General features: G+C 68.2%; 35 protein-coding genes. 33 read left to right on the top strand and 2 right to left on the bottom strand.

Features of this window, described 5'->3' with window-relative positions:
• Both ACIQ7D_RS36305 and ACIQ7D_RS36300 read left to right on the top strand, forming a co-directional pair.
• Positions 1-344, top strand: a 344-nt coding sequence (locus ACIQ7D_RS36305) for a Scr1 family TA system antitoxin-like transcriptional regulator (RefSeq protein ID WP_403945320.1), incomplete at its 5' end; no start/stop codon positions are given.
• Positions 341-562, top strand: a complete 222-nt coding sequence (locus tag ACIQ7D_RS36300; protein ID WP_403945318.1) for a DUF397 domain-containing protein — start codon at positions 341-343, stop codon at positions 560-562. The genes ACIQ7D_RS36305 and ACIQ7D_RS36300, both read left to right, overlap by 4 nt.
• 42 nt (positions 563-604) lie before the next feature.
• Here ACIQ7D_RS36300 and ACIQ7D_RS36295 read toward each other — a convergent pair whose 3' ends face one another.
• Positions 605-2,596, bottom strand: a complete 1,992-nt coding sequence (locus tag ACIQ7D_RS36295; protein ID WP_403945316.1) for an ATP-binding protein — start codon at positions 2,594-2,596, stop codon at positions 605-607.
• Positions 2,597-3,190: 594 nt separating this feature from the next.
• On the opposite strand from ACIQ7D_RS36295, the gene rpsJ reads away from it, so the two are divergent.
• The 31 genes from rpsJ to truA all read left to right on the top strand — a co-directional run bounded on the left by rpsJ (position 3,191) and on the right by truA (position 20,438).
• Entirely contained in the window at positions 3,191-3,499 is a 309-nt protein-coding gene (gene rpsJ / locus ACIQ7D_RS36290; protein WP_003948644.1) for a 30S ribosomal protein S10, read from the top strand.
• Between the two features lie 14 nt (positions 3,500-3,513).
• The gene (gene rplC / locus ACIQ7D_RS36285; protein WP_365636756.1) at positions 3,514-4,158 is read left to right on the top strand and encodes a 50S ribosomal protein L3; all 645 of its coding nucleotides are present in this window, start codon (positions 3,514-3,516) and stop codon (positions 4,156-4,158) included.
• An 8-nt stretch (positions 4,159-4,166) separates the two neighbouring features.
• A complete protein-coding gene (gene rplD, locus ACIQ7D_RS36280; RefSeq protein WP_403945312.1) occupies positions 4,167-4,820 on the top strand; it encodes a 50S ribosomal protein L4 in 654 nt (217 codons plus the stop codon).
• Positions 4,820-5,137 carry a 50S ribosomal protein L23 gene (gene rplW, locus ACIQ7D_RS36275; protein WP_403945310.1) on the top strand — a complete coding sequence of 106 codons (318 nt, stop codon included), beginning with the start codon at positions 4,820-4,822 and terminating at the stop codon, positions 5,135-5,137. The genes rplD and rplW overlap by 1 nt, the downstream gene beginning before the upstream one ends.
• A gap of 50 nt (positions 5,138-5,187) precedes the next feature.
• On the top strand, positions 5,188-6,024 hold the full coding sequence (gene rplB, locus ACIQ7D_RS36270) for a 50S ribosomal protein L2 (protein WP_129770859.1): 837 nt from the start codon (positions 5,188-5,190) through the stop codon (positions 6,022-6,024).
• A 12-nt stretch (positions 6,025-6,036) separates the two neighbouring features.
• A complete protein-coding gene (gene rpsS / locus ACIQ7D_RS36265) occupies positions 6,037-6,318 on the top strand; it encodes a 30S ribosomal protein S19 (protein WP_003966956.1) in 282 nt (93 codons plus the stop codon).
• 41 nt (positions 6,319-6,359) lie between these two features.
• Positions 6,360-6,707, top strand: coding sequence for a 50S ribosomal protein L22 (rplV, locus tag ACIQ7D_RS36260; RefSeq protein WP_119286202.1), 348 nt, complete (start codon positions 6,360-6,362; stop codon positions 6,705-6,707).
• The gene (rpsC, locus tag ACIQ7D_RS36255) at positions 6,707-7,555 is read left to right on the top strand and encodes a 30S ribosomal protein S3 (RefSeq protein WP_403945307.1); all 849 of its coding nucleotides are present in this window, start codon (positions 6,707-6,709) and stop codon (positions 7,553-7,555) included. The genes rplV and rpsC overlap by 1 nt, the downstream gene beginning before the upstream one ends.
• 5 nt (positions 7,556-7,560) lie before the next feature.
• Complete coding sequence (rplP, locus tag ACIQ7D_RS36250; protein ID WP_003966953.1) at positions 7,561-7,980, top strand: 50S ribosomal protein L16; 420 nt, start codon at positions 7,561-7,563, stop codon at positions 7,978-7,980.
• Positions 7,980-8,204 carry a 50S ribosomal protein L29 gene (rpmC, locus tag ACIQ7D_RS36245; RefSeq protein ID WP_031230018.1) on the top strand — a complete coding sequence of 75 codons (225 nt, stop codon included), beginning with the start codon at positions 7,980-7,982 and terminating at the stop codon, positions 8,202-8,204. The genes rplP and rpmC overlap by 1 nt, the downstream gene beginning before the upstream one ends.
• Positions 8,204-8,488 (top strand): 30S ribosomal protein S17, encoded by a 285-nt coding sequence (rpsQ, locus tag ACIQ7D_RS36240; RefSeq protein WP_399290295.1) that lies wholly within the window; start codon positions 8,204-8,206, stop codon positions 8,486-8,488. Before rpmC ends, rpsQ begins: the two co-directional genes overlap by 1 nt.
• Positions 8,489-8,606: 118 nt before the next feature.
• On the top strand, positions 8,607-8,975 hold the full coding sequence (gene rplN, locus ACIQ7D_RS36235) for a 50S ribosomal protein L14 (protein ID WP_003966950.1): 369 nt from the start codon (positions 8,607-8,609) through the stop codon (positions 8,973-8,975).
• Between the two features lie 2 nt (positions 8,976-8,977).
• Positions 8,978-9,301, top strand: a complete 324-nt coding sequence (gene rplX, locus ACIQ7D_RS36230; RefSeq protein ID WP_030351442.1) for a 50S ribosomal protein L24 — start codon at positions 8,978-8,980, stop codon at positions 9,299-9,301.
• Positions 9,301-9,861, top strand: a complete 561-nt coding sequence (rplE, locus tag ACIQ7D_RS36225; protein WP_030351443.1) for a 50S ribosomal protein L5 — start codon at positions 9,301-9,303, stop codon at positions 9,859-9,861. Before rplX ends, rplE begins: the two co-directional genes overlap by 1 nt.
• A 2-nt stretch (positions 9,862-9,863) precedes the next feature.
• Complete coding sequence (locus tag ACIQ7D_RS36220) at positions 9,864-10,049, top strand: type Z 30S ribosomal protein S14 (protein ID WP_003948630.1); 186 nt, start codon at positions 9,864-9,866, stop codon at positions 10,047-10,049.
• A gap of 215 nt (positions 10,050-10,264) precedes the next feature.
• Positions 10,265-10,663, top strand: a complete 399-nt coding sequence (rpsH, locus tag ACIQ7D_RS36215; protein ID WP_319680019.1) for a 30S ribosomal protein S8 — start codon at positions 10,265-10,267, stop codon at positions 10,661-10,663.
• A 21-nt stretch (positions 10,664-10,684) separates the two neighbouring features.
• Positions 10,685-11,224: a 50S ribosomal protein L6 gene (gene rplF, locus ACIQ7D_RS36210; protein WP_329828620.1), complete on the top strand. Its 540-nt coding sequence runs from the start codon at positions 10,685-10,687 to the stop codon at positions 11,222-11,224.
• Between the two features lie 3 nt (positions 11,225-11,227).
• Positions 11,228-11,611: a 50S ribosomal protein L18 gene (gene rplR, locus ACIQ7D_RS36205; protein ID WP_114659653.1), complete on the top strand. Its 384-nt coding sequence runs from the start codon at positions 11,228-11,230 to the stop codon at positions 11,609-11,611.
• 65 nt (positions 11,612-11,676) lie between these two features.
• Positions 11,677-12,279: a 30S ribosomal protein S5 gene (rpsE, locus tag ACIQ7D_RS36200; protein WP_030351447.1), complete on the top strand. Its 603-nt coding sequence runs from the start codon at positions 11,677-11,679 to the stop codon at positions 12,277-12,279.
• Entirely contained in the window at positions 12,279-12,461 is a 183-nt protein-coding gene (gene rpmD / locus ACIQ7D_RS36195) for a 50S ribosomal protein L30 (protein WP_024491595.1), read from the top strand. Before rpsE ends, rpmD begins: the two co-directional genes overlap by 1 nt.
• 1 nt (position 12,462) lies before the next feature.
• On the top strand, positions 12,463-12,921 hold the full coding sequence (gene rplO / locus ACIQ7D_RS36190) for a 50S ribosomal protein L15 (RefSeq protein ID WP_329828621.1): 459 nt from the start codon (positions 12,463-12,465) through the stop codon (positions 12,919-12,921).
• Positions 12,922-13,155: 234 nt separating this feature from the next.
• Positions 13,156-14,475 carry a preprotein translocase subunit SecY gene (secY, locus tag ACIQ7D_RS36185; RefSeq protein WP_403945302.1) on the top strand — a complete coding sequence of 440 codons (1,320 nt, stop codon included), beginning with the start codon at positions 13,156-13,158 and terminating at the stop codon, positions 14,473-14,475.
• Positions 14,475-15,140: an adenylate kinase gene (locus ACIQ7D_RS36180; protein ID WP_403945300.1), complete on the top strand. Its 666-nt coding sequence runs from the start codon at positions 14,475-14,477 to the stop codon at positions 15,138-15,140. Before secY ends, ACIQ7D_RS36180 begins: the two co-directional genes overlap by 1 nt.
• A gap of 137 nt (positions 15,141-15,277) precedes the next feature.
• A complete protein-coding gene (gene map, locus ACIQ7D_RS36175) occupies positions 15,278-16,114 on the top strand; it encodes a type I methionyl aminopeptidase (RefSeq protein ID WP_403945298.1) in 837 nt (278 codons plus the stop codon).
• 152 nt (positions 16,115-16,266) lie between these two features.
• Complete coding sequence (infA, locus tag ACIQ7D_RS36170) at positions 16,267-16,488, top strand: translation initiation factor IF-1 (protein WP_003956442.1); 222 nt, start codon at positions 16,267-16,269, stop codon at positions 16,486-16,488.
• A gap of 57 nt (positions 16,489-16,545) precedes the next feature.
• The gene (gene rpmJ, locus ACIQ7D_RS36165) at positions 16,546-16,659 is read left to right on the top strand and encodes a 50S ribosomal protein L36 (RefSeq protein WP_003956441.1); all 114 of its coding nucleotides are present in this window, start codon (positions 16,546-16,548) and stop codon (positions 16,657-16,659) included.
• Between the two features lie 182 nt (positions 16,660-16,841).
• Entirely contained in the window at positions 16,842-17,222 is a 381-nt protein-coding gene (gene rpsM / locus ACIQ7D_RS36160) for a 30S ribosomal protein S13 (RefSeq protein WP_114659649.1), read from the top strand.
• Between the two features lie 66 nt (positions 17,223-17,288).
• Positions 17,289-17,693 (top strand): 30S ribosomal protein S11, encoded by a 405-nt coding sequence (rpsK, locus tag ACIQ7D_RS36155; RefSeq protein WP_003956432.1) that lies wholly within the window; start codon positions 17,289-17,291, stop codon positions 17,691-17,693.
• A gap of 110 nt (positions 17,694-17,803) precedes the next feature.
• The gene (locus ACIQ7D_RS36150; protein WP_329828625.1) at positions 17,804-18,826 is read left to right on the top strand and encodes a DNA-directed RNA polymerase subunit alpha; all 1,023 of its coding nucleotides are present in this window, start codon (positions 17,804-17,806) and stop codon (positions 18,824-18,826) included.
• Positions 18,827-18,943: 117 nt separating this feature from the next.
• Positions 18,944-19,450: a 50S ribosomal protein L17 gene (gene rplQ / locus ACIQ7D_RS36145; RefSeq protein WP_403945295.1), complete on the top strand. Its 507-nt coding sequence runs from the start codon at positions 18,944-18,946 to the stop codon at positions 19,448-19,450.
• A gap of 175 nt (positions 19,451-19,625) precedes the next feature.
• Positions 19,626-20,438, top strand: coding sequence for a tRNA pseudouridine(38-40) synthase TruA (truA, locus tag ACIQ7D_RS36140; RefSeq protein WP_403945322.1), 813 nt, complete (start codon positions 19,626-19,628; stop codon positions 20,436-20,438).
• A gap of 36 nt (positions 20,439-20,474) precedes the next feature.
• On the opposite strand, the gene ACIQ7D_RS36135 is transcribed toward truA, so the two are convergent.
• Positions 20,475-23,495 carry a glycosyltransferase gene (locus tag ACIQ7D_RS36135; RefSeq protein ID WP_403945293.1) on the bottom strand — a complete coding sequence of 1,007 codons (3,021 nt, stop codon included), beginning with the start codon at positions 23,493-23,495 and terminating at the stop codon, positions 20,475-20,477.
• Between the last annotated feature and the right edge of the window lie 44 nt (positions 23,496-23,539).

Raw genomic sequence — 23,539 nt, 5'->3', positions numbered from 1 at the left:
GTCAGCCCGCCCCCTTGTGGATACCGCATGCCCCCGTGATACCGCACGGGCGACGAGCCGTCAGCCCCTACGACTCCACGAGTTCAACCTCAGTACGCAATGTGGATCTCCAGGTGTTGCCACTGAGCTGTGCGGAGAACTCGGGTCTCGGAGGGTCGTTCCGCCTGCTCAGGCTGAAGGAGGGGACTACGATCGCGCTGAACGAGATTCAGCTCCTCAGCCGCGTGATCTCCAACCCTCGGGAGGTCCAGCTCCTGGACATCCGCTACGGGGTGCTCCGGGCGCAGGCACTCACTCCTCGGGATTCGCTGGCCTTCATCGAGAAACTGCTGGGAGAGACATGACCGTCAAGCCTTCCGCCGGAGACACCGCGAACCTGGCGTGGTTCAAGAGCAGCTACAGCACCGACGACGGCCCTTCGTGCGTCGAGGTCGCCGCCACCCCGCGCACGGTCCATGTCCGTGACTCCAAGGACGTACGGCTGCCCTCCCTCGGCTTCGCCGCCGCCGCGTGGGCCGACTTCGTCCCGTACGCCACGGACGTCCCGGAGAAGAAGCGCTGACCCTGCGCGGCTGAGCGGTCAGGAAGTTGGGGAGTCAGGAAGTCACGGAGTCCGCGTCGCCGTGCCGGAACGCGGCGCGGGGACCGTCGGGAGGGTGCCGTCGGCGACCAGGTCCGTCACGGCGGCCGTGTGTTCGCGGATCAGGTAGTCCGTGGCGTGTTCGGTCGTGGACTGGGACTCCAGGTGCTCGCCGTAGAAGCGGTGGCGTTCCTGGCAGTCCTCGATGATCTCGCCCCAGGTTCGGACCCAGATCCTGAACCTGGGGTGGGAGACGGCGCACCCGGGCACGCGGTCCGGCTGGTGGGCCAGCTGACGGAGGGTGGCGTCCATGGTGTTGCCCACCAGCCAGAAGTCCCAGGTGACGTTCGTGTCCTGGAACCTGTCGTCCGTCACCACCGCCTGCGCGTAGCTGCTCACCTGGGCGAACTCCGTCATGCCCAGGGTGAGGTCGGGGCGCTTGAGCTCGACCACCAGGTGGTGTCTCTCCGCCTTCCGGTGGCGGGCTGCCCGGGACAGCATCAGATCGACCCGGCCCTGCCGGCCGTCCTCCCGCAGCACCGGAGCGGGCGTCGGTGCCTCGCGGCCGAGCAGCCGACAGTGCTGGGCCAGTACCTCGTTCAGGCTCCGGTCGCTCGCGTGCAGGCCGTACTCCTCGCCGAAGACCCAGCACTCGTTCTCCAGGATGCGGTGGAGTTCCGAGCGCTCCTTCACCCGGCCCCTGGCCTCGGCGTCGAAGACGAGGTGTTCCAGCGCGGCCAGGAAGTCCAGTCGGCTCGTCGCCACCGTCGACGCCTTGATCAGGGCCGACAGCGGGGTCCGGTCGAGGAGCCGGGCCAGTTCCTCGCGCTCCTGCTTGGAGAGGGCGAAGAGCTCTTCCACGATCCGCAGCACGTCGTGGGGCTCGTGCGCCAGTACGGACCGCATCAGCGCGAAGGTCGTCCGCTGGGTCTTCTTCACCTGCGGCAGATGCCGGATCACCGTCGTCGCCACCGCGTCGAACGTCTCCCGTTCCGCGCGCTCCTGGTCGCTGCCGGGCTCGCCGTCGTACGGGTAGATGCCGTCCGAACGCCAGGACCGTACGAGCTCCCTGCGCCGCTCGTCGGCGCGGGAGCGGAAGTGCGTCCTCATGCGTTCACGGGCCGCCGCCACGACCTCGGCCGTGAATCCGTCGGGAGTCCAGTCGGCGAAGGTGAGGTCTCCCGCCTCGCTGTCCTCGAAGCCGGGCCAGGAGAGGTACGCCGTGAAGTGGAAGCCGGGGGCCTGGATCTCGGGCCTGAGCTGGGCCAGGGACATGCCGCGGCCGTCGCAGAGGATCAGGGCCCGGGTGACGGGCCGCTTCCACTCGATGAGGCGGAGCTGCGCCGGGCCGGCCGGGCAGCCGGAGCCCGTCGGGATCTCGTACGGGCCGGTGACGTGCAGCTGCTCCGACGACGGGTCCAGCCGGCGGCCGTCGTACTCGATGTCGATGTCCGGGTACGCGGCGAGATAGAGGGCGAAGGCGGCGGTCAGGGCCGAGCGGGCGGTGTCCTCGGTCAGCCGCTGCGCCTCCTCGCCGCCGAGCGCCTCGAAGACCGTGCCGGTCGGCCCGATCGCCGGTTCGGGGTCGCTGACATCGAACTCGTCCATGGAGCGGCGGTCCGACTCGATGACCACGCGGTGGAGCCCGTGCGGGCCCTCGCTCACGCTGGTCCAGCGGATCTCCGTACCGAGCGCGAAGGCGCGCACCCGGCCCCGGCCGTTCTTGCCGTGCAGGGTCCGCTTCTTCACCGGGCTGGTCCCCGCGCTCTTCTTCCAGGAGACGCCGAGGTGCCGGAAGTACTCGTCACAGCGGTTCGCCGCGATGCCCGTGCCGTCGTCGGTGACGATCACCCGGTCGACCGCTCCGAGGTCGCCGCGCTCCAGGACGACGCTCACCCGCCCGGCGTCCGCGTCCAGCGCGTTCCAGATCAGTTCCTCGACGGCGCCCACAGGGTTGCTCAGGCGCGCGAGTTCCGCGACGTGCTCCCTGCCGATCATCAGCCGTAACTTTGCCATGACTCCCGGTACCTTTCACCGCTTGCGACCACACCGTTCCTGGGCGATCACGTGCGGGTGAGAATAGCCCGTGAGTTCACTGTTCGTGACTCAACTAGTACCGTGCGTGATGTTCTGGGGTGAGTGTGCGCCCGGGCGTCCGGAGCGGCATCCGGGCACGTGGGTGGCGATGAGTAGGCGATCGCGCCGTGGGGTACGCTTTCCGGCCCGATTGGCCAGGGTCAAGGCGCCTATGGCACACTGTTCAGGTTGCTCGGTTGAGTGCCAATGCTGCGCGCCTCCCGCCGGGAGGACCGGAAGCGAGTCCCACAGTACTCGTCGTCTCCAACTGCCTTACGGGGCAGCGCTGGGGCCGGACGTACGGGAATCTTCCGGGAAGTGTCAGCGGGGTACCGGCCAGGCTCCCGGTGGCGGAACGCGATGTACCCGCGGTTCTCCCCGGCTCGCGGACGTTGGGCCCGCACCCCTGGCAGGGAAAATCCTTCGGGAGATTTTCGTGGACGGGGACGCGACACGCCCGACCGCGTGGGTCGGAGAAGAGCCCGGAACCACCGGGTCCCAGAGCGTTACGAGAGACAGGACTACGAAGCAGCCATGGCGGGACAGAAGATCCGCATCCGGCTCAAGGCCTACGACCACGAGGTCATCGACTCCTCGGCGAAGAAGATCGTCGAGACGGTGACGCGTACTGGTGCGTCGGTCGCGGGCCCGGTGCCGCTGCCCACTGAGAAGAACGTGTACTGCGTCATCAAGTCGCCGCACAAGTACAAGGACTCGCGCGAGCACTTCGAGATGCGCACGCACAAGCGCCTGATCGACATCCTCGACCCGACGCCCAAGACCGTTGACTCGCTGATGCGCCTGGACCTTCCGGCCGGCGTTGACATCGAGATCAAGCTCTGAGAGGCGCGGAAGAGATGGCAAAGCAGATCAAGGGTGTCCTGGGCGAGAAGCTCGGCATGACCCAGGTCTGGGACGAGAACAACCGTGTCGTCCCGGTGACCGTGGTCAAGGCCGGACCCTGCGTCGTTACCCAGGTCCGTACGAATGACTCCGACGGCTACGAGTCGGTCCAGATCGCCTTCGGCGAGATCGACCCGCGCAAGGTGAACAAGCCCCTCAAGGGCCACTTCGCCAAGGCCGACGTGACCCCCCGCCGCCACCTGGTGGAGCTGCGGACCTCCGACGCGAGCGAGTACACGCTCGGCCAGGAGATCACCGCCGCCGCGTTCGAGTCCGGCGTCAAGGTCGACGTCACGGGCAAGAGCAAGGGCAAGGGCTTCGCCGGTGTCATGAAGCGTCACAACTTCAAGGGCCTCGGCGCCGGTCACGGCACCCAGCGCAAGCACCGCTCTCCCGGTTCCATCGGTGGCTGCGCCACCCCGGGCCGTGTGTTCAAGGGCCTCCGCATGGCGGGCCGTATGGGCAACGAGCGGGTCACCACCCAGAACCTGACCGTTCACGCCGTTGACGCGGAGAAGGGCCTGCTCCTGATCAAGGGCGCGGTTCCTGGTCCGAACGGCGGCCTCGTCCTGGTCCGTACCGCGGCCAAGGGGGCCTGAGGTAACTGATGAGCACCGTTGACATCCTTTCGCCGGCAGGCGACAAGGCCGGGACCGTCGAACTCCCCGCGGAGATCTTCGACGCCAAGGTCAGCATCCCGCTGATCCACCAGGTCGTTGTCGCCCAGCTGGCCGCTGCCCGACAGGGCACGCACAAGACCAAGACCCGCGGCGAAGTCCGTGGCGGTGGCAAGAAGCCGTACCGCCAGAAGGGCACCGGCCGCGCCCGTCAGGGTTCGACCCGCGCTCCGCAGTTCGCCGGTGGTGGCGTCGTCCACGGCCCCGTACCGCGTGACTACTCGCAGCGGACCCCGAAGAAGATGAAGGCCGCCGCCCTGCGTGGTGCCCTCACCGACCGGGCCCGTCACTCTCGTATCCACGTCGTCTCCGGCCTGGTCGAGGACGCGGTGTCCACCAAGGCCGCGAAGACCCTGCTGGGCAAGATCAGCGAGCGCAAGAACGTGCTCCTGGTCGTCGAGCGGGCCGACGAGGCCGCGTGGCTCTCCGCCCGCAACCTGCCCCAGGTGCACATCCTGGCGCCGGGCCAGCTCAACACGTACGACGTGATCGTCTCCGACGACGTGGTCTTCACCCAGGCCGCCTTCGAGTCCTTCGTGTCTGGCCCCCAGAAGGCCGATGACAACGAGGGGAGCGAAGCCTGATGGCTGACATCACCAGCAAGACCTTCCACGACCACCGCGACATTCTTGTCAAGCCGGTTGTGTCGGAGAAGAGCTACGCGCTGCTCGACGAGAACAAGTACACGTTCATCGTGGCGCCCACGGCCAACAAGACCCAGATCAAGCAGGCCGTGGAAGCGGTCTTCTCGGTCAAGGTCGCCGGGGTCAACACGATCAACCGTCAGGGCAAGCGCAAGCGCACCCGCACCGGTTTCGGTAAGCGTGCCAACACCAAGCGCGCCATCGTGACCCTCGCTGAGGGCGACCGTATCGACATCTTCGGCGGACCGACCTCCTGACGGAGGTCGAGACGTCCAGGATCCGGAATTCTTCCGAGGACTGAGAGACAATGGGTATCCGCAAGTACAAGCCGACGACCCCGGGCCGTCGTGGCTCCAGCGTCGCCGACTTTGTCGAGATCACGCGGTCCACGCCGGAGAAGTCGCTGGTCCGCCCGCTGCACAGCAAGGGCGGCCGTAACAACGCCGGTCGTGTGACCGTTCGCCACCAGGGTGGTGGCCACAAGCGCGCCTACCGCGTGATCGACTTCCGTCGTCACGACAAGGACGGCGTGCCTGCCAAGGTCGCGCACATCGAGTACGACCCGAACCGCACCGCGCGCATCGCGCTGCTCCACTACGCGGACGGCGAGAAGCGCTACATCATCGCCCCCCGTGGCCTGGCGCAGGGCGCCCGTGTCGAGAACGGTCCGGCCGCCGACATCAAGCCCGGCAACAACCTGGCGCTGCGCAACATCCCGGTCGGTACGACCATCCACGCCATCGAGCTGCGGCCCGGCGGCGGCGCGAAGTTCGCCCGTTCCGCGGGTGCCTCCGTGCAGCTCCTGGCGAAGGAGGGCTCCATGGCCCACCTGCGCATGCCGTCCGGCGAGATCCGGCTGGTCGACGTCCGCTGCCGCGCCACCATCGGCGAGGTCGGCAACGCCGAGCAGTCGAACATCAACTGGGGCAAGGCCGGCCGTATGCGCTGGAAGGGCGTCCGCCCGACCGTCCGCGGTGTCGCGATGAACCCGGTCGACCACCCGCACGGTGGTGGTGAGGGCAAGACCTCCGGTGGTCGCCACCCGGTCAGCCCGTGGGGTCAGAAGGAGGGTCGTACTCGCTCGCCGAAGAAGGCAAGCAGCAAGTACATCGTCCGCCGCCGCAAGACGAACAAGAAGCGCTAGGAGCGGGTTTAGATGCCGCGCAGTCTCAAGAAGGGGCCCTTCGTCGACGGACACCTCATCAAGAAGGTGGACGTACAGAACGAGGCAGGCACCAAGAACGTCATCAAGACCTGGTCCCGTCGCTCGATGATCGTCCCGGCCATGCTGGGCCACACGATCGCGGTGCACAACGGCAAGATTCATGTCCCGGTGTTCGTCACCGAGTCCATGGTCGGCCACAAGCTCGGCGAGTTCTCGCCGACTCGCACCTTCCGCGGCCACGTCAAGGACGACCGGAAGTCGAAGCGCCGCTAACGCGGGGTGAACTGACTATGACTCACACCGAAGGGACAACCATGGAAGCCAGGGCCCAGGCGCGGTACATCCGCGTCACGCCCATGAAGGCCCGCCGCGTGGTGGACCTCATCCGTGGCATGGATGCCACGGAGGCTCAGGCGGTCCTGCGCTTCGCCCCGCAGGCCGCGAGCGTGCCGGTCGGCAAGGTGCTGGACAGCGCCATTGCCAACGCCGCGCACAACTACGACCACTCCGACGCCAATTCGCTGGTCATCAGCGAGGCGTATGTGGACGAGGGTCCGACCCTGAAGCGGTTCCGGCCGCGCGCGCAGGGCCGTGCCTACCGGATCCGTAAGCGGACCAGCCACATCACCGTGGTCGTCAGCAGCAAGGAAGGAACCCGGTAATGGGCCAGAAGGTTAACCCGCATGGGTTCCGGCTCGGTATCACCACGGACTTCAAGTCCCGCTGGTACGCCGACAAGCTGTACAAGGACTACGTCAAGGAAGACGTCGCCATTCGTCGCATGATGACGAAGGGCATGGAGCGGGCCGGCATCTCCAAGGTGGAGATCGAGCGCACCCGCGACCGCGTCCGTGTCGACATCCACACCGCACGCCCGGGCATCGTCATCGGCCGCCGCGGCGCCGAGGCCGACCGCATCCGCGGCGAGCTGGAGAAGCTGACCGGCAAGCAGGTTCAGCTCAACATCCTTGAGGTCAAGAACCCCGAGGTGGACGCTCAGCTCGTGGCCCAGGCCGTGGCCGAGCAGCTCTCCTCGCGTGTCTCCTTCCGTCGCGCCATGCGCAAGAGCATGCAGTCGACGATGAAGGCCGGCGCCAAGGGCATCAAGATCCAGTGCGGTGGCCGTCTCGGCGGCGCCGAGATGTCCCGCTCGGAGTTCTACCGCGAGGGCCGTGTGCCCCTGCACACGCTCCGTGCCAACGTCGACTACGGCTTCTTCGAGGCCAAGACGACCTTCGGCCGCATCGGTGTGAAGGTCTGGATCTACAAGGGCGACGTCAAGAACATCGCCGAGGTCCGCGCCGAGAACGCCGCGGCGCGCGCCGGCAACCGTCCCGCACGCGGTGGCGGCAACGACCGTCCCGCCGGCCGTGGTGGCCGCGGTGGCGAGCGTGGCGGACGTGGCCGCAAGCCGCAGCAGAGCCCGGCAGCCGAGGCCCCCAAGGCCGACGCCACCGCTGCTCCGGCCGCCGAGGCGACGACCTCTTCTACCGGCGGAACGGAGGCCTGACCGAAATGCTGATCCCCCGTAGGGTCAAGCACCGCAAGCAGCACCACCCCAAGCGCAGCGGTATGTCCAAGGGTGGAACGCAGGTTGCGTTCGGCGAGTACGGCATCCAGGCGCTGACCCCCGCGTACGTGACGAACCGGCAGATCGAGTCCGCTCGTATCGCCATGACCCGTCACATCAAGCGTGGCGGCAAGGTCTGGATCAACATCTACCCGGACCGTCCGCTCACGAAGAAGCCCGCCGAGACCCGCATGGGTTCCGGTAAGGGTTCCCCCGAGTGGTGGATCGCGAACGTCAAGCCGGGTCGGGTGATGTTCGAGCTGTCCTACCCGAACGAGAAGATTGCGCGTGAGGCGCTTACCCGCGCTGCTCACAAGCTTCCGATGAAGTGCCGGATCGTTCGGCGCGAGGCAGGTGAGTCGTGATGGCGGCCGTGACCAAGGCGTCCGAACTGCGCGAGCTGGGCAACGAGGAGCTTGTCGACAAGCTCCGCGAGGCCAAGGAAGAGCTGTTCAACCTCCGCTTCCAGGCGGCGACCGGCCAGCTCGAAAACCACGGGCGGCTCAAGCTCGTGCGCAAGGACATCGCGCGGATCTACACCCTGATGCGTGAGCGCGAGCTGGGCATCGAGACGGTGGAGAGCGCCTGATGACTGAGAACAACGTGACCGAGACCAAGGCCGCGCGCGGCGACCGCAAGACCCGTGAGGGTCTCGTCGTCAGCGACAAGATGGACAAGACCGTCGTCGTCGCTGTCGAGGACCGCGTCAAGCACGCTCTGTACGGCAAGGTCATCCGCCGTACGAACAAGCTCAAGGCCCACGACGAGCAGAACGCCGCCGGCATCGGCGACCGCGTCCTCCTGATGGAGACCCGGCCGCAGTCCGCCACGAAGCGGTGGCGCATCGTCGAGATCCTCGAGAAGGCCAAGTAACACCAGCAGGTCCCCCTCCGAGGGGGTTTCCTCTCGGAACAGTTCCGCCAGGCTCCGGGGGCCGCGCATCCACGGATGAGCGGTCCCCGGGGAACCGGCAGACGATCAGGAGATAGACGTGATCCAGCAGGAGTCGCGACTGCGCGTCGCCGACAACACGGGTGCGAAGGAAATTCTCACCATCCGTGTTCTCGGTGGCTCGGGTCGCCGCTACGCGGGCATCGGTGACGTCATCGTCGCCACCGTCAAGGACGCGATCCCCGGTGGCAACGTGAAGAAGGGTGACGTCGTCAAGGCGGTCATCGTTCGCACCGTCAAGGAGCGTCGTCGTCAGGACGGCTCGTACATCCGCTTCGACGAGAACGCCGCCGTCATTCTGAAGAACGACGGCGACCCTCGTGGCACCCGTATCTTCGGCCCGGTGGGCCGTGAGCTGCGCGAGAAGAAGTTCATGAAGATCATCTCGCTCGCGCCGGAGGTGCTGTAAGCATGAAGATCAAGAAGGGCGACCTGGTTCAGGTCATCACCGGTAAGGACAAGGGCAAGCAGGGCAAGGTCATCGTGGCCTACCCCACGCAGGACCGTGTTCTCGTCGAGGGTGTCAACCGGGTCAAGAAGCACACCAAGGCCGGCCAGACGGCTCGCGGTTCGCAGACCGGTGGCATCGTGACCACCGAAGCCCCCATCCACATCAGCAACGTTCAGCTCGTTGTGGAGAAGGACGGCAAGAAGGTCGTTACCCGCGTCGGCTACCGCTTTGACGACGAGGGCAACAAGATCCGCGTTGCCAAGCGGACCGGTGAGGACATCTGATGACTGCGACCACTACCGCGCCGCGTCTGAAGCTGCGCTACCGCGAGGAGATCGCCGGCAAGCTGCGTGAGGAGTTCTCGTACGAGAACGTCATGCAGATCCCCGGCCTCGTCAAGATCGTGGTCAACATGGGTGTGGGCGACGCCGCCCGCGACTCCAAGCTGATCGAGGGTGCCATCAAGGACCTCACCACGATCACCGGCCAGAAGCCGTCCGTCACCAAGGCCCGCAAGTCGATCGCGCAGTTCAAGCTGCGCGAGGGGCAGCCGATCGGCTGCCACGTCACCCTCCGCGGTGACCGCATGTGGGAGTTCCTGGACCGTACGCTGTCGCTCGCGCTGCCGCGTATCCGTGACTTCCGCGGCCTGTCGCCCAAGCAGTTCGACGGCCGTGGCAACTACACCTTCGGTCTCACGGAGCAGGTCATGTTCCACGAGATCGACCAGGACAAGATCGACCGGGTCCGGGGCATGGACATCACCGTGGTCACCACGGCGACCAACGACGACGAGGGTCGTGCCCTCCTTCGTCACCTCGGCTTCCCGTTCAAGGAGAACTGACCGTGGCGAAGAAGGCTCTGATCGCTAAGGCCGCCCGCAAGCCGAAGTTCGGCGTGCGCGGTTACACCCGCTGCCAGCGCTGCGGCCGGCCCCACTCCGTCTACCGCAAGTTCGGCCTGTGCCGTGTGTGCCTTCGTGAGATGGCCCACCGCGGCGAGCTGCCGGGCGTGACCAAGAGCTCCTGGTAGTCCTCCTCTTTCAGGAGACTGCTCGAAGCTCTCGGTAAGCAATTTGGTTGGCGGGAGCCCTCCTTCACATGCCGTAGGCTTGTGGGGTTGGGCGCCCGCCGTCCATGACTGACTTACTACGCCGTAGGTCCCCGCACCGCACCCGTCCCGGCTCTGATCGGGGAGAGGGATGGCGCATACAGGAAACCCCGGCGAGAGAGGCCGAAGGCCAATTCATGACCATGACTGATCCCATCGCAGACATGCTCACGCGTCTGCGCAACGCGAACTCGGCATACCACGACGACGTCGTGATGCCGCACAGCAAGATCAAGTCGCACATCGCGGAGATCCTCCAGCAGGAGGGCTTCATCACCGGCTGGAAGGTCGAGGACGCCGAAGTCGGCAAGAACCTCGTCCTGGAGCTGAAGTTCGGCCCGAACCGCGAGCGTTCGATCGCCGGCATCAAGCGCATCTCCAAGCCGGGTCTGCGCGTGTACGCGAAGTCCACCAACCTGCCGAAGGTCCTCGGTGGCCTGGGCGTGGCGATCATCTCCACGTCCCACGGTCTCCTGACCGGCCAGCAGGCAGGCAAGAAGGGCGTAGGTGGGGAAGTCCTCGCCTACGTCTGGTAGTCGGGAACGGAGGAAAAGCTCATGTCGCGAATCGGCAAGCTCCCCATCCAGGTTCCCGCCGGTGTGGACGTCACCATCGATGGCCGCACGGTCGCGGTGAAGGGCCCCAAGGGTTCCCTCTCGCACACCGTCGCCGCGCCGATCGAGGTCACCAAGGGCGAGGACGGCACCCTCTCGGTGCTGCGCCCCAACGACGAGCGTCAGAACAAGGCCCTGCACGGCCTGTCCCGCACGCTGGTGGCGAACATGATCACCGGCGTGACCCAGGGATACATCAAGGCGCTCGAAATCAGCGGTGTCGGCTACCGCGTCCAGGCGAAGGGCTCCAACCTGGAGTTCGCCCTGGGCTACAGCCACCCGATCCTCATCGAGGCCCCCGAGGGCATCACCTTCAAGGTCGAGACGCCCACGAAGTTCACCGTCGAGGGCATCGACAAGCAGAAGGTCGGCGAGGTCGCCGCTAACATCCGCAAGCTGCGGAAGCCCGACCCGTACAAGGCCAAGGGCGTCAAGTACGCGGGCGAGGTCATCCGCCGCAAGGTCGGAAAGGCGGGTAAGTAAGCCATGGCATACGGTGTAAAGATCGCCAAGGGTGACGCGTACAAGCGCGCCGCCATCAAGCGCCGCCACATCCGCGTGCGCAAGCACGTCTCCGGCACGCCGGAGCGTCCGCGCCTCGTCGTGACGCGCTCCAACCGCAACATCGTGGCCCAGGTCATCGACGACATCGCGGGCCACACGCTCGCCTCGGCGTCGACCCTGGACACCTCGATCCGCGGTGGCGAGGGCGACAAGAGTGCCCAGGCGCAGAAGGTCGGCGCCCTGGTCGCCGAGCGCGCCAAGGCCGCGGGTGTCGAGGCTGTCGTGTTCGACCGTGGTGGCAACAGGTACGCCGGGCGCATTGCCGCTCTGGCTGACGCCGCCCGCGAAGCCGGGCTGAAGTTCTAGCCCCCCGGTAGGGGTGCTGGGCCCGATTCCGGGACCAACGGACGTAACAGAGAGAGGTAAATCCAATGGCTGGACCCCAGCGCCGCGGGAGCGGTGCCGGTGGCGGCGAGCGGCGGGACCGGAAGGGTCGCGACGGTGGCGCTGCCGCCGAGAAGACCGCTTACGTTGAGCGCGTTGTCGCGATCAACCGTGTCGCCAAGGTTGTGAAGGGTGGTCGTCGCTTCAGCTTCACCGCGCTGGTCGTGGTGGGCGACGGTGACGGCACCGTAGGTGTCGGTTACGGCAAGGCCAAGGAGGTGCCGGCCGCCATCGCCAAGGGTGTGGAGGAGGCCAAGAAGCACTTCTTCAAGGTCCCCCGTATCCAGGGCACCATCCCTCACCCGATCCAGGGCGAGAAGGCCGCGGGCGTCGTTCTGCTCAAGCCGGCTTCCCCCGGTACCGGTGTGATCGCCGGTGGCCCGGTGCGTGCCGTGCTGGAGTGCGCGGGCGTGCACGACATCCTGTCGAAGTCGCTCGGCTCGGACAACGCGATCAACATCGTGCACGCGACGGTGGCGGCCCTCCAGGGTCTGCAGCGTCCCGAGGAGATCGCGGCCCGCCGCGGTCTGCCCCTTGAGGACGTCGCCCCGGCCGCTCTGCTCCGTGCGCGTGCGGGAGCGGGTGCGTAATGGCCCGTCTCAAGATCACGCAGACGAAGTCGTACATCGGCAGCAAGCAGAACCACCGTGACACGCTGCGTTCGCTCGGGCTGAAGCGCCTGCACGACGTGGTCGTCAAGGAGGACCGTCCCGAGTTCCGCGGCATGGCCAACACCGTGCGGCACCTCGTCACGGTCGAGGAGGTCGACTGACATGGCGGAGAACAACGGCCCGCTGAAGGCCCACAACCTCCGTCCTGCCCCGGGCGCCAAGACCGCCAAGACCCGTGTGGGTCGTGGTGAGGCGTCCAAGGGTAAGACCGCAGGTCGTGGTACCAAGGGCACCAAGGCCCGTTACCAGGTTCCGGAGCGCTTCGAGGGTGGGCAGATGCCCCTCCACATGCGCCTCCCGAAGCTGAAGGGCTTCAAGAACCCGTTCCGCACCGAGTACCAGGTGGTGAACCTGGACAAGCTCTCCGCTCTCTACCCCGAGGGTGGCGAGGTCACGGTGGCCGACCTGGTCACCAAGGGTGCGGTGCGCAAGAACAGCCTCGTCAAGGTCCTGGGCCAGGGCGAGATCACCGTGGCGCTGCAGGTTTCGGTTGACGCCGTTTCCGGCTCCGCCAAGGAGAAGATCGCCGCCGCGGGCGGCACCGTCACCGAGCTCGTCTGAGACAACTCGATGGCCTGAACACCCGACCGGGGATGCCTCTTCCAAGGGGCATCCCCGGTTGGTCGTTCCTAGGGGGGCACTGTCGCCGGTAAGGTGGCGTGCATTGTTGCTGTACGAAGCCGGGGGCTCGCTCCCCGGACCCGGGGTCGCGCTCCGGGATCAGCTCGTTCCTTATCCGTCGATCCTCAATACCGTCACCTCTGACGCAGTAGCGCGGGGGTCGCAGGAGGCACCGTGCTCACCGCGTTCGCCCGGGCGTTCAAGACGCCCGACCTGCGCAAGAAGCTGCTCTTCACACTCGGCATCATCGTGCTGTACCGGCTCGGGGCGCATGTGCCCGTGCCCGGCGTCAGCTACGCGAATGTCCAGATCTGTGTCGACGCGGCCCAGAAGGGCAACAACAGCCTGTTCGGCTTGGTGAACATGTTCAGCGGCGGGGCGCTGCTGCAGATCACGATCTTCGCGCTCGGCATCATGCCGTACATCACCGCGAGCATCATTCTGCAGCTCCTGACCGTGGTCATCCCTCGGTTGGAGGCCCTCAAGAAGGAGGGCTCCTCCGGCCAGGCCAAGATCACGCAGTACACCCGCTATCTGACCGTCGCCCTCGCCGTGCTCCAGGGCACCGGACTGGTGGCCACCGCACGCAGCGGCGCGCTGTTCAGCGGCTGCCCCGTCGCGTCGCAGATCGTCCCCGACCAGTCGATCTTCGTCACCGTCGTCATGGTGATCACCATGACCGCCGGCACCGCCGCCGTCATGTGGCTCGGTGAGCTGATCACCGACAAGGGCATCGGCAACGGCATGTCCATCCTCATGTTCATCTCGATCGCCGCGGGCTTCCCGGGCGCGCTGTGGGCCATCAAGCAGAGCGGCACGCTCGCGGACGGCTGGATCGAGTTCGGCACGGTCATCCTGATCGGCTTCGTGATGGTCGGCCTCGTCGTCTTCGTCGAGCAGGCCCAGCGCCGTATCCCCGTGCAGTACGCGAAGCGCATGATCGGCCGCCGCTCGTACGGCGGCACGTCGACGTACATCCCGCTGAAGGTGAACCAGGCGGGTGTGATCCCCGTCATCTTCGCGTCGTCGCTGCTCTACATCCCGGCTCTGGTCGCGCAGTTCTCCAGCGGGAACTCGGCGTGGAAGACCTGGATCGAGGCCCACTTCGTCAAGGGCGACCACCCGTACTACATCGCGACGTACTTCCTGCTGATCGTTTTCTTCGCGTTCTTCTACGTGGCGATCTCGTTCAACCCCGAAGAAGTCGCCGACAACATGAAGAAGTATGGTGGGTTCATCCCGGGTATCCGGGCAGGCCGGCCCACGGCCGAGTATCTGAGCTACGTGCTCAACAGGATCACTTGGCCGGGCTCGCTGTACCTGGGGCTGATCGCTCTCGTACCGACGATGGCGTTGGCGGGCTTCGGCGGTGCCAACCAGAACTTCCCGTTCGGCGGGACGAGCATCCTGATCATCGTGGGTGTGGGGCTGGAGACCGTCAAGCAGATCGAGAGCCAGCTTCAGCAGCGCAATTACGAAGGGTTCCTCCGCTGATGCGAATCGTCCTCGTCGGACCGCCCGGTGCCGGCAAGGGAACGCAGGCCGCGTACCTTGCCAAGAACCTGTCGATCCCGCACATCTCCACGGGCGACCTGTTCCGCGCCAACATCAGCCAGGGCACCGACCTCGGCAAACAGGCGAAGGCGTACATGGACGCCGGGAATCTCGTGCCCGACGAGGTCACCATCGCGATGGCGCAGGACCGCATGGCCCAGCCGGACGCCGAGAACGGCTTCCTGCTGGACGGCTTCCCGCGCAATGTGTCGCAGGCGAAGGCGCTCGACAAGGCGCTCACGGCGGACGGCGTGCACCTCGACGCCGTACTGGACCTGGAGGTCCCCGAGGAGGAGGTCGTGAAGCGGATCGCCGGCCGGCGCATCTGCCGCAACGACAGCGCGCATGTCTTCCACGTGACGTACAGCCCGCCGAAGCGGGAGGGCGTCTGTGACGTCTGCGGCGGCGAGCTGTACCAGCGGGACGACGACTCCGAGGAGACCGTGCGGACGCGGCTGGAGGTCTACCACACGCAGACCGAGCCGATCATCGACCACTACCGGGCGCAGGGCCTGGTCGTGACGATCTCCGCGCTCGGCAAGGTCACCGAGGTGACCGAGCGTGCGATGGCGGCGCTGGAGCGCGATCCGGCCTCGCAGGCCTGACCGGGCCTCGCACGCCCCAGTAACGACCAGTACGGCCGTGGTGTCCCAGGGGCACCACGGCCGTACTGTTGAGCAGGCACCGCTGGCCGCAGGGCCCGGCGTATCGATTCTCTGACAGTCAGGTGGAAGGCACAGGCATGGTGGAGATCAAGACCCCCGAGCAGATCGCGAAGATGCGCGAGGCGGGGCTGGTCGTCGCCGCCGTGCACGCGGCCACCGGCGCGGCGGCGGTGCCCGGCGCGACCACCCGGGATCTCGACCAGGTCGCCCGCAAGGTGCTCGCCGAGCACGGCGCGAAGCCGAACTTCCTCGGGTACGGCGGGTTCCCCGCCACGATCTGCACCTCGGTCAACGAGGTCGTCGTCCATGGCATCCCCGACGACACGACGGTCCTCAAGGACGGCGACATCATCTCCGTCGACGCCGGCGCGATCATCGACGGCTGGCACGGCGACGCGGCCTTCACGGCCTTCGTCGGCACCGGCCACGCCCCGGAGCTGATCGAGCTGTCCCGGGTGACCGAGGAGTCGATGTGGGCGGGCATCGCGGCGATGCGCACCGGCAACCGCCTCGTCGACGTCTCCCGCGCGATCGAGACGTACATCAGGCGCCAGCCGCGCCCCGGCGGCGGCAAGTACGGGATCATCGAGGAGTACGGCGGCCACGGCATCGGCACCGAGATGCACATGGACCCCCACCTGCTGAACTACGTCACGCGCAAGCGCGGCAAGGGCCCCAAGCTGATCCCCGGCCTCTGCCTGGCGATCGAGCCGATGGTCTCCCTGGGCACGCCCAGGACCCAGGTGCTGGAGGACGACTGGACGGTCATCACGACCGACGGGACCTGGTCCTCGCACTGGGAGCACTCGGTGGCGCTGACGGAGGAGGGCCCCCTCGTCCTGACCGCCCCCGACGGCGGGAAGGCGAAGCTGGCGGAGCTGGGCGTGACGGCGGCGCCGGATCCGCTCGGCTGAGGCACTTGCTTAAAGATCTTCCACGGTGGGCAAACTGACGGATTCGTCTTTTCGAGTGGGCTCCCGTAGACTGACGCGTCGGCTCTGGTGTACCCGTGTGTCCTCATGCGATTGCCAGAATCGATCAAGGTAGCCGATTCGAAGGGCGAAGCGTGGCCAAGAAGCAAGGTGCCATCGAAATTGAGGGCACCGTGATCGAGTCCCTCCCGAACGCCATGTTCAAGGTGGAGCTGCAGAACGGTCACAAGGTCCTCGCGCACATCAGTGGCAAGATGCGGATGCACTACATCCGGATCCTTCCCGATGACCGGGTCGTGGTGGAGCTGTCTCCGTACGACCTGACGCGTGGCCGGATCGTCTACCGATACAAGTAGATCTTGTGGACGTCCCTTCACCGGGGCGTACGCACTGACCCGGAGAACCTCAATCCCATGAAGGTCAAGCCGAGCGTCAAGAAGATCTGCGACAAGTGCAAGGTGATCCGCCGTCACGGCCGGGTCATGGTCATCTGCGACAACCTGCGCCACAAGCAGCGCCAGGGCTGACGCAAGACTCCCCGCACCTCGCAGTACTTCGCGCGACGCGAGCAAACGTAATGACGCAGTGTCCGGCTCCCACCCGGTGGGACCGACACCTCCGGCGGAGGCCGGGGACCCGGACCGTACGGACGCCGTACGGCAGCCGGGACAGACACTGCGGTAGACCTCCGACACATCAGGAGCCATGAATGGCACGCCTCGCAGGCGTTGACCTCCCGCGCGACAAGCGCGTCGAGGTCGCCCTCACCTACGTCTTCGGTATCGGGCGCACCCGGTCCAAGGAGACCCTTGCCGCCGTCGGCGTCGACGCGAACGTCCGCGTCCGCGACCTTGCCGAGGAAGACCTCGTCAAGATCCGCGAGTACGTCGACGCCAACCTCAAGACCGAGGGTGACCTCCGTCGCGAGATCGCCGCCGACATCCGCCGCAAGGTCGAGATCGGCTGCTACCAGGGTCTGCGTCACCGCCGCGGTCTGCCGGTGCACGGTCAGCGCACCAGCACGAACGCCCGTACCCGCAAGGGTCCGCGTCGCGCGATCGCCGGCAAGAAGAAGCCGGGCAAGAAGTAGTCCTCAGCCGGACGCTCACCAGCGGTCTTCGCTGTAGGACCGACCACCTCCCTGTAGGAGAAACAGATGCCCCCCAAGGGTCGTCAGGGCGCTGCCAAGAAGGTGCGCCGCAAGGAAAAGAAGAACGTCGCTCACGGGCACGCCCACATCAAGAGCACGTTCAACAACACGATCGTCTCGATCACGGACCCCTCGGGCAACGTGATCTCCTGGGCCTCCGCCGGCCACGTCGGCTTCAAGGGCTCGCGCAAGTCCACCCCCTTCGCCGCGCAGATGGCCGCCGAGTCGGCCGCCCGCCGCGCGCAGGAGCACGGCATGCGCAAGGTCGACGTCTTCGTGAAGGGTCCCGGCTCCGGCCGTGAGACCGCGATCCGCTCGCTCCAGGCCACCGGCCTGGAGGTGGGCTCGATCCAGGACGTCACCCCCACCCCGCACAACGGCTGCCGTCCCCCCAAGCGCCGCCGCGTCTGAGGCTCGGCCGTCTTGAGGGGCGGTACGGCGCTTTCGCGTCGTGCCGCCCGTACCCTTGTCAGTATTGATGGACGTCAAATAGCGGGCGTCCCCAACTGAAGGAATCACCCATGCTTATCGCTCAGCGTCCGTCGCTGACCGAAGAGGTCGTCGACGAGTACCGCTCCCGGTTCGTGATCGAGCCGCTGGAGCCGGGCTTCGGCTACACCCTCGGCAACTCGCTCCGCCGTACGCTCCTCTCCTCGATCCCCGGTGCCGCTGTCACCAGCATCCGGATCGACGGGGTCCTGCACGAGTTCACCACCGTGCCGGGCGTCAAGGAGGACGTGACCGACCTCATCCTCAACATCAAGCAGCTCGTCGTCTCCTCGGAGCACGACGAGCCGGTCGTGATGTACCTGCGCAAGCAGGGCCCCGGCCTGGTCACGGCCGCCGACATCGCCCCGCCGGCCGGTGTCGAGGTGCACAACCCGGACCTCGTCCTCGCCACGCTCAACGGCAAGGGCAAGCTGGAGATGGAGCTGACCGTCGAGCGCGGTCGCGGCTATGTCTCCGCCGTCCAGAACAAGCAGGTCGGCCAGGAGATCGGCCGTATCCCGGTCGACTCGATCTACTCGCCGGTGCTCAAGGTCACGTACAAGGTCGAGGCGACCCGTGTCGAGCAGCGCACCGACTTCGACAAGCTGATCGTCGACGTCGAGACCAAGCAGGCCATGCGGCCGCGCGACGCCATGGCGTCCGCCGGTAAGACGCTGGTCGAGCTGTTCGGCCTGGCGCGCGAGCTGAACATCGACGCCGAGGGCATCGACATGGGCCCGTCGCCGACGGACGCCGCGCTCGCCGCCGATCTCGCCCTGCCGATCGAGGAGCTGGAGCTCACCGTTCGGTCGTACAACTGCCTCAAGCGCGAGGGCATCCACTCCGTGGGTGAGCTCGTGGCACGCTCCGAGGCGGACCTGCTCGACATCCGCAACTTCGGCGCCAAGTCGATCGACGAGGTCAAGGCGAAGCTGGCCGGCATGGGCCTCGCGCTCAAGGACAGCCCGCCCGGATTCGACCCGACCGCCGCCGCGGACGCCTTCGGCGCCGAGGACGACGCGGACGCCGGGTTCGTGGAGACCGAGCAGTACTGAGCAGTACGGGGCGGACCAGGTCCGCCCCGTAGCTGAGTTCGCTTCCGCGGGGCGACCGCCTCGCGGGAACTGACACCGGTACCTGATACGGCCGGTGCAGACACAAGGAGAAACACCATGCCGCAGCCCACCAAGGGTGCCCGTCTGGGCGGCAGCGCCGCGCACGAGAAGCTGCTCCTCGCGAACCTCGCGAAGTCGCTCTTCGAGCACGGCCGCATCACCACGACCGAGGCCAAGGCCCGCCGGCTGCGTCCGGTCGCCGAGCGCTTCATCACCAAGGCGAAGAAGGGCGACATCCACAACCGTCGCCTGGTGCTCCAGTCGATCACGGACAAGAGCGTCGTCCACACGCTCTTCACCGAGATCGCGCCGCGGTACGAGAACCGCCCCGGTGGTTACACCCGTATCACCAAGATCGGCAACCGTCGTGGCGACAACGCCCCGATGGCGGTCATCGAGCTGGTCGAGGCCCTGACCGTGGCGCAGGAGGCCACCGGTGAGGCCGAGGCCGCGACCAAGCGCGCGGTCAAGGAAGACGCCCTCAAGAAGGACGAGGCTCCGGCCGAGACCGTCGAGGACGCCAAGCCCGAGGTCAAGGACGAGGCCGAGTCCAAGGACGCCTGAGTCCTTGGACGGCTGTACGGACGGGTCCGCTCCCTGACGGGGGCGGGCCCGTTCCGTTGTTCCGTTGGAAGAGGATCGGACAGGTGTGCAGGTGAGCGAGAACCCCGGAAGCCCCGAGAAGGCTGATGGCACCGAGAGTCCCGAGGGGCCGGCGGCCGGGCACGTACGGGTACGGCTGGACCTCTCGTACGACGGCAAGGACTTCTCCGGCTGGGCCAGGCAGCGCACCCGGCGCACGGTCCAGGGCGAGATCGAGGACGCGCTCCGTACCGTGACGCGCTCCTCCCGTACGTACGACCTGACCGTGGCCGGACGCACCGACGCGGGCGTGCACGCACGCGGCCAGGTCGCCCATGTGGATCTTCCGCTGGACGTCTGGGCCGAGCACGGCGAGCGGCTGCTGAGGCGCCTCGCCGGGCGGCTGCCGCACGACGTACGGGTCTGGAAGGCCGAGGAGGCGCCGGCCGGGTTCAACGCGCGCTTCTCGGCGATCTGGCGGCGGTACGCCTACCGCGTCACCGACCACCCCGGAGGCGTCGACCCGCTGCTGCGCGGCCATGTGCTCTGGCACGACTGGCCGCTGGACGTGGCCGCGATGAACGCCGCGTCGGCCGGGCTCCTCGGCGAGCACGACTTCGCGGCGTACTGCAAGCGGCGCGAGGGCGCCACGACGATCCGTACGCTCCAGCGGCTGGAGTGGGAGCGGGACGCGAGCGGCGTCGTCACCGCGACCGTGCGCGCCGACGCCTTCTGCCACAACATGGTGCGCTCGCTGGTGGGCGCGCTGCTCTTCGTGGGCGACGGCCACCGGCCGGTGGAGTGGCCGGCGAAGGTCCTGGCGGCGGGCGTACGGGACTCGGCGGTGCATGTCGTACGCCCGCACGGCCTGACGCTGGAGGAGGTCGGCTACCCCGCCGACGAGCTGCTGGGCGCGCGCAACCGCCAGGCACGCAACAAGCGCACACTCGGCGGCTGCGCGGGCTGCTAGCAGCCTCCGGCCGGCCGGCCGGAGGCCCGGCGGCCCTCAGCGGCCCTGGGCCTGGTTCGCGCCGCGTAGCCGGCGGCTCACCCGGTGCAGCAGTACGCGGGGCCGGGGGCCGGCCGGGCGTGGTGCGGTGACGCGGAAGGACAGCTCCCCGCCGGGCGTGGTCCAGTACGGGGCGATCCGGTCCGCCGCCGGCGGCTCCTCGGGCACGTCAGGGCTCCGGTGCGCACCGAGCCGGGCGGTCTTCGTCCAGCCGAGCGCGGTCAGCCGTACGGAGGCGTCCCACACGCCGGCACGCAGACCGGCCGCGGTGAGGGACGCCGTTCCCGTGACGCTCAGCCCGCTGCCCCCGGTGCGGGCGACGGTGCACTCCGTGGCCGCCCGGTGCTCCTTGCCGCTCTCCCGGGCGCGCAGGACCAGCACGGCGGACGCCTGGTCGGGGTGCGCGCCCGAGGCGAGCGGTTCCCGGGCGAAGAGGTCGGGCAGGGGCCCGGTGAGCCCCACCGGGGCCAGGAACCGCCGCGCCTCCCCGTCCGGCGGCGACACGTCCAGCGGGCCCTGCGCCGAACGCAGGTGTGCGCTGAAGGCGATACGGAGGGTGGCGTCGTCCGGGCGGGTCAGCCGGTCCAGCCGGGCGTGGCAGCCGATCGAGGTCTCCCAGCGCGCGAGCGCCGTGAGCGCGTCGGGGCGGCCGTCGGCGATCAGGGCGAGCGCGACCCGGCTCACGGCGGGCAGCGCCGCGGCCGCGGTGGGGGAGACGCCGTCCTCGACGACCTCGCGGATCGCGTCGAACAGCGCGCGCCGGGCGGAGTCGTCGAGGTCGAGCAGTTCGCTCCCGCTCAGCCGGTCCAGCAGCTCCAGGCGCAGCCAGCGCCGGTGCAGCCGGTCACGCGCCGCGCCCGGCTCGGTGAGGGCGTCGATCCGGGCCATCAGCGTCCGCAGCGCCGGGTAGAAGGCGCCGGGCGCCGGGGCGGGCCCCTCGGGCGCCGGGCCGTACCGGAAGCAGACGTGCCGGCCGAGGACGGCCGTGCGGCCCGCCAGGACGGTCGCCTCGGCGGTGAACGCCTGCTCGGCCAGGGTCTCCCGGCCCCCGACGCCCGTCTCCGCGCCCGTGGTGAAGCGCAGGCCGTGCTCGGCGAGGAACGCCCGGTCGAAGAGCTTGTCGGCGCCGAGGCTGTCGGCGAGCGGGTCCTTGGCGAGGGTGGCCCGCGGCCGGTCCCGGGTGAACAGCGCGTGCGGCACGGGTCTGCCCCGGCCCGCGGCCTTTCCGGCGACGATGTCGGCGTCGTGCTCGACGCCGTACGCGTACAGCCGCTCCAGTGCCTCGGTGTCCAGCTCGGTGCCGGGCTCAAGGAAGAGGACGTACGCCCCCGTCGCGCCGGTGAGCCCCTTGTCGCGCTCCTCGGTCACGATCACTTCGAACGCGGCGGGCGGCAGGGTCTGCGCGGCCAGGGAGTCCAGCGTGTGGCGCAGGGCGTCGGCGGCGGCGCCCGTGGTCCGTACGACGTCCGCGGCGGTGCCCGCCGTCCGTCCGGGGCGCGCCGTCCGGACGACGACGCTGACCTTGACGCCGGCCGGGGGCTGGTCCGTACGCCGTACGGTCAGCGGCCGGCCCTCGGTGTCGAGCACGGTGGCGTAGCGGTCGAATCCGGCGCCGGTGAGCCGTACCCGTACCTCCCACGCGCCGTCGTCCAGCGGACGGCCGCCCGCGGCGCGCAGCGGGTCCACGGTGAAGGTGCCGCGCACGACGGGGCGGACCAGGACCGTACCGTCGGCCTCGGGCGCCCCCTCGTGTTCCTCCAGGACGAGGGAGGTCTCGCGCCGCACCGGCCACACGTGCGCGGTCTCCGTGTGGCGCAGCAGTACGTCCGCCTTGAACGTGCCCAGCGCGTCGGTCACCTCGACGGGCTCCGCCAGCACCCCGTCGGTCAGCGACGGGGCGAGGAAGTACCGCTCGCCGCGCCGCGCCAGCAACAGGCCGGGGCCGCCCGGGTGTTCCTCGAAGCGGGCGGTGAAGGACGCCTTGAGTCGGTCGCGGTTCCAGCCCGTGCGGCCGGCCGTGCAGTGGGCCCGCAGCTCCCGCTGGCGGCGGGTGAACTCCGTGAGTTCCGCGGGCCTGCCCGCGCGCAGCAGCGTCGAGCGGACCCGGTGCAGGACGGGCAGCCCGTCGTGCACGCCGTCGGTCATGAACTCCTCGGCCAGCTCCCGTACGGCGTCGAACGGGTCGTCCCGGAACGGCGGGTCGGTCGGCGGCCCCTCCGGCTCCACACCGAGCCGGTGCAGCAGCTCGACCCGGTAGAAGCGGCGCAGCAGCCGGTCGCGCGCGGGGCCCGGCTCCGTGCCCGCGACGACGGTGGCCAGGATCTCCCGCAGATTGCCGTAGAAGTAGCGTGGGTCGATGGCCGTCGTACCGGCGTTGGAGGCGTCGTCGCGCGCCCAGTACGTGTAGCAGACGTAGTCGCCGAGGACGGAGACGACGGACGCCTTGAGATAGGCGCGGACCATGAAGAGCTGGTCCTCCAGGATCCACGGCCCCTCGGGGTGCACGATGCCGTGCTCGCGCAGGAACGCGGTGCGGAACATCTTGTGCGGCGTGAGGCTGTCGATCAGCGGCGCGTTCCACACCGTGCACGACTCGCGCGTACGGCTCATCAGGCCGTACGGGACGCCCCTGGCCCGGAAGTTGCTGGCGACCTTGCCGATGAGGATGTCCGAGCTGTTGCGCTCGGCCATCGCGTACAGCCGCTCCAGTGCCTCGGGCGCCAGCCGGTCGTCGTGGTCCGCGAACTGCACGTAGGCGCCGTTCGCCTGCTCCACACCGACGTTGCGGGGGCGCCCCGGCCAGCCGGAGTTGGGGATGGAGACCGTGCGTAAGTGGGGGTGCTCGGCGGCGAGTTCGGCGAGGCGCGCCGGGGTCCCGTCGGTCGAACCGTCGTCGACGAACAGGACCTCGAACGCGTCGCGCGGCATGGTCTGCCGCAGCAGCGAGTCGACGAGCGGCTCGATGTGGGGTCCCGAGTTGTAGGTCGGTACCACCACGGTGATTCTGACGGCCGTCATCGGCTCTCCCCCGTGATCATTCTGTGCAGTCTCTGTGAAACATA

The sequence above is a fragment of the Streptomyces sp. NPDC096310 genome (genome assembly GCF_044763125.1).
Lineage (GTDB): Bacteria > Actinomycetota > Actinomycetes > Streptomycetales > Streptomycetaceae > Streptomyces.
Note: the sequence above shows the minus strand (reverse complement) of the source record. Positions and strands in the feature narration are given on the sequence as shown.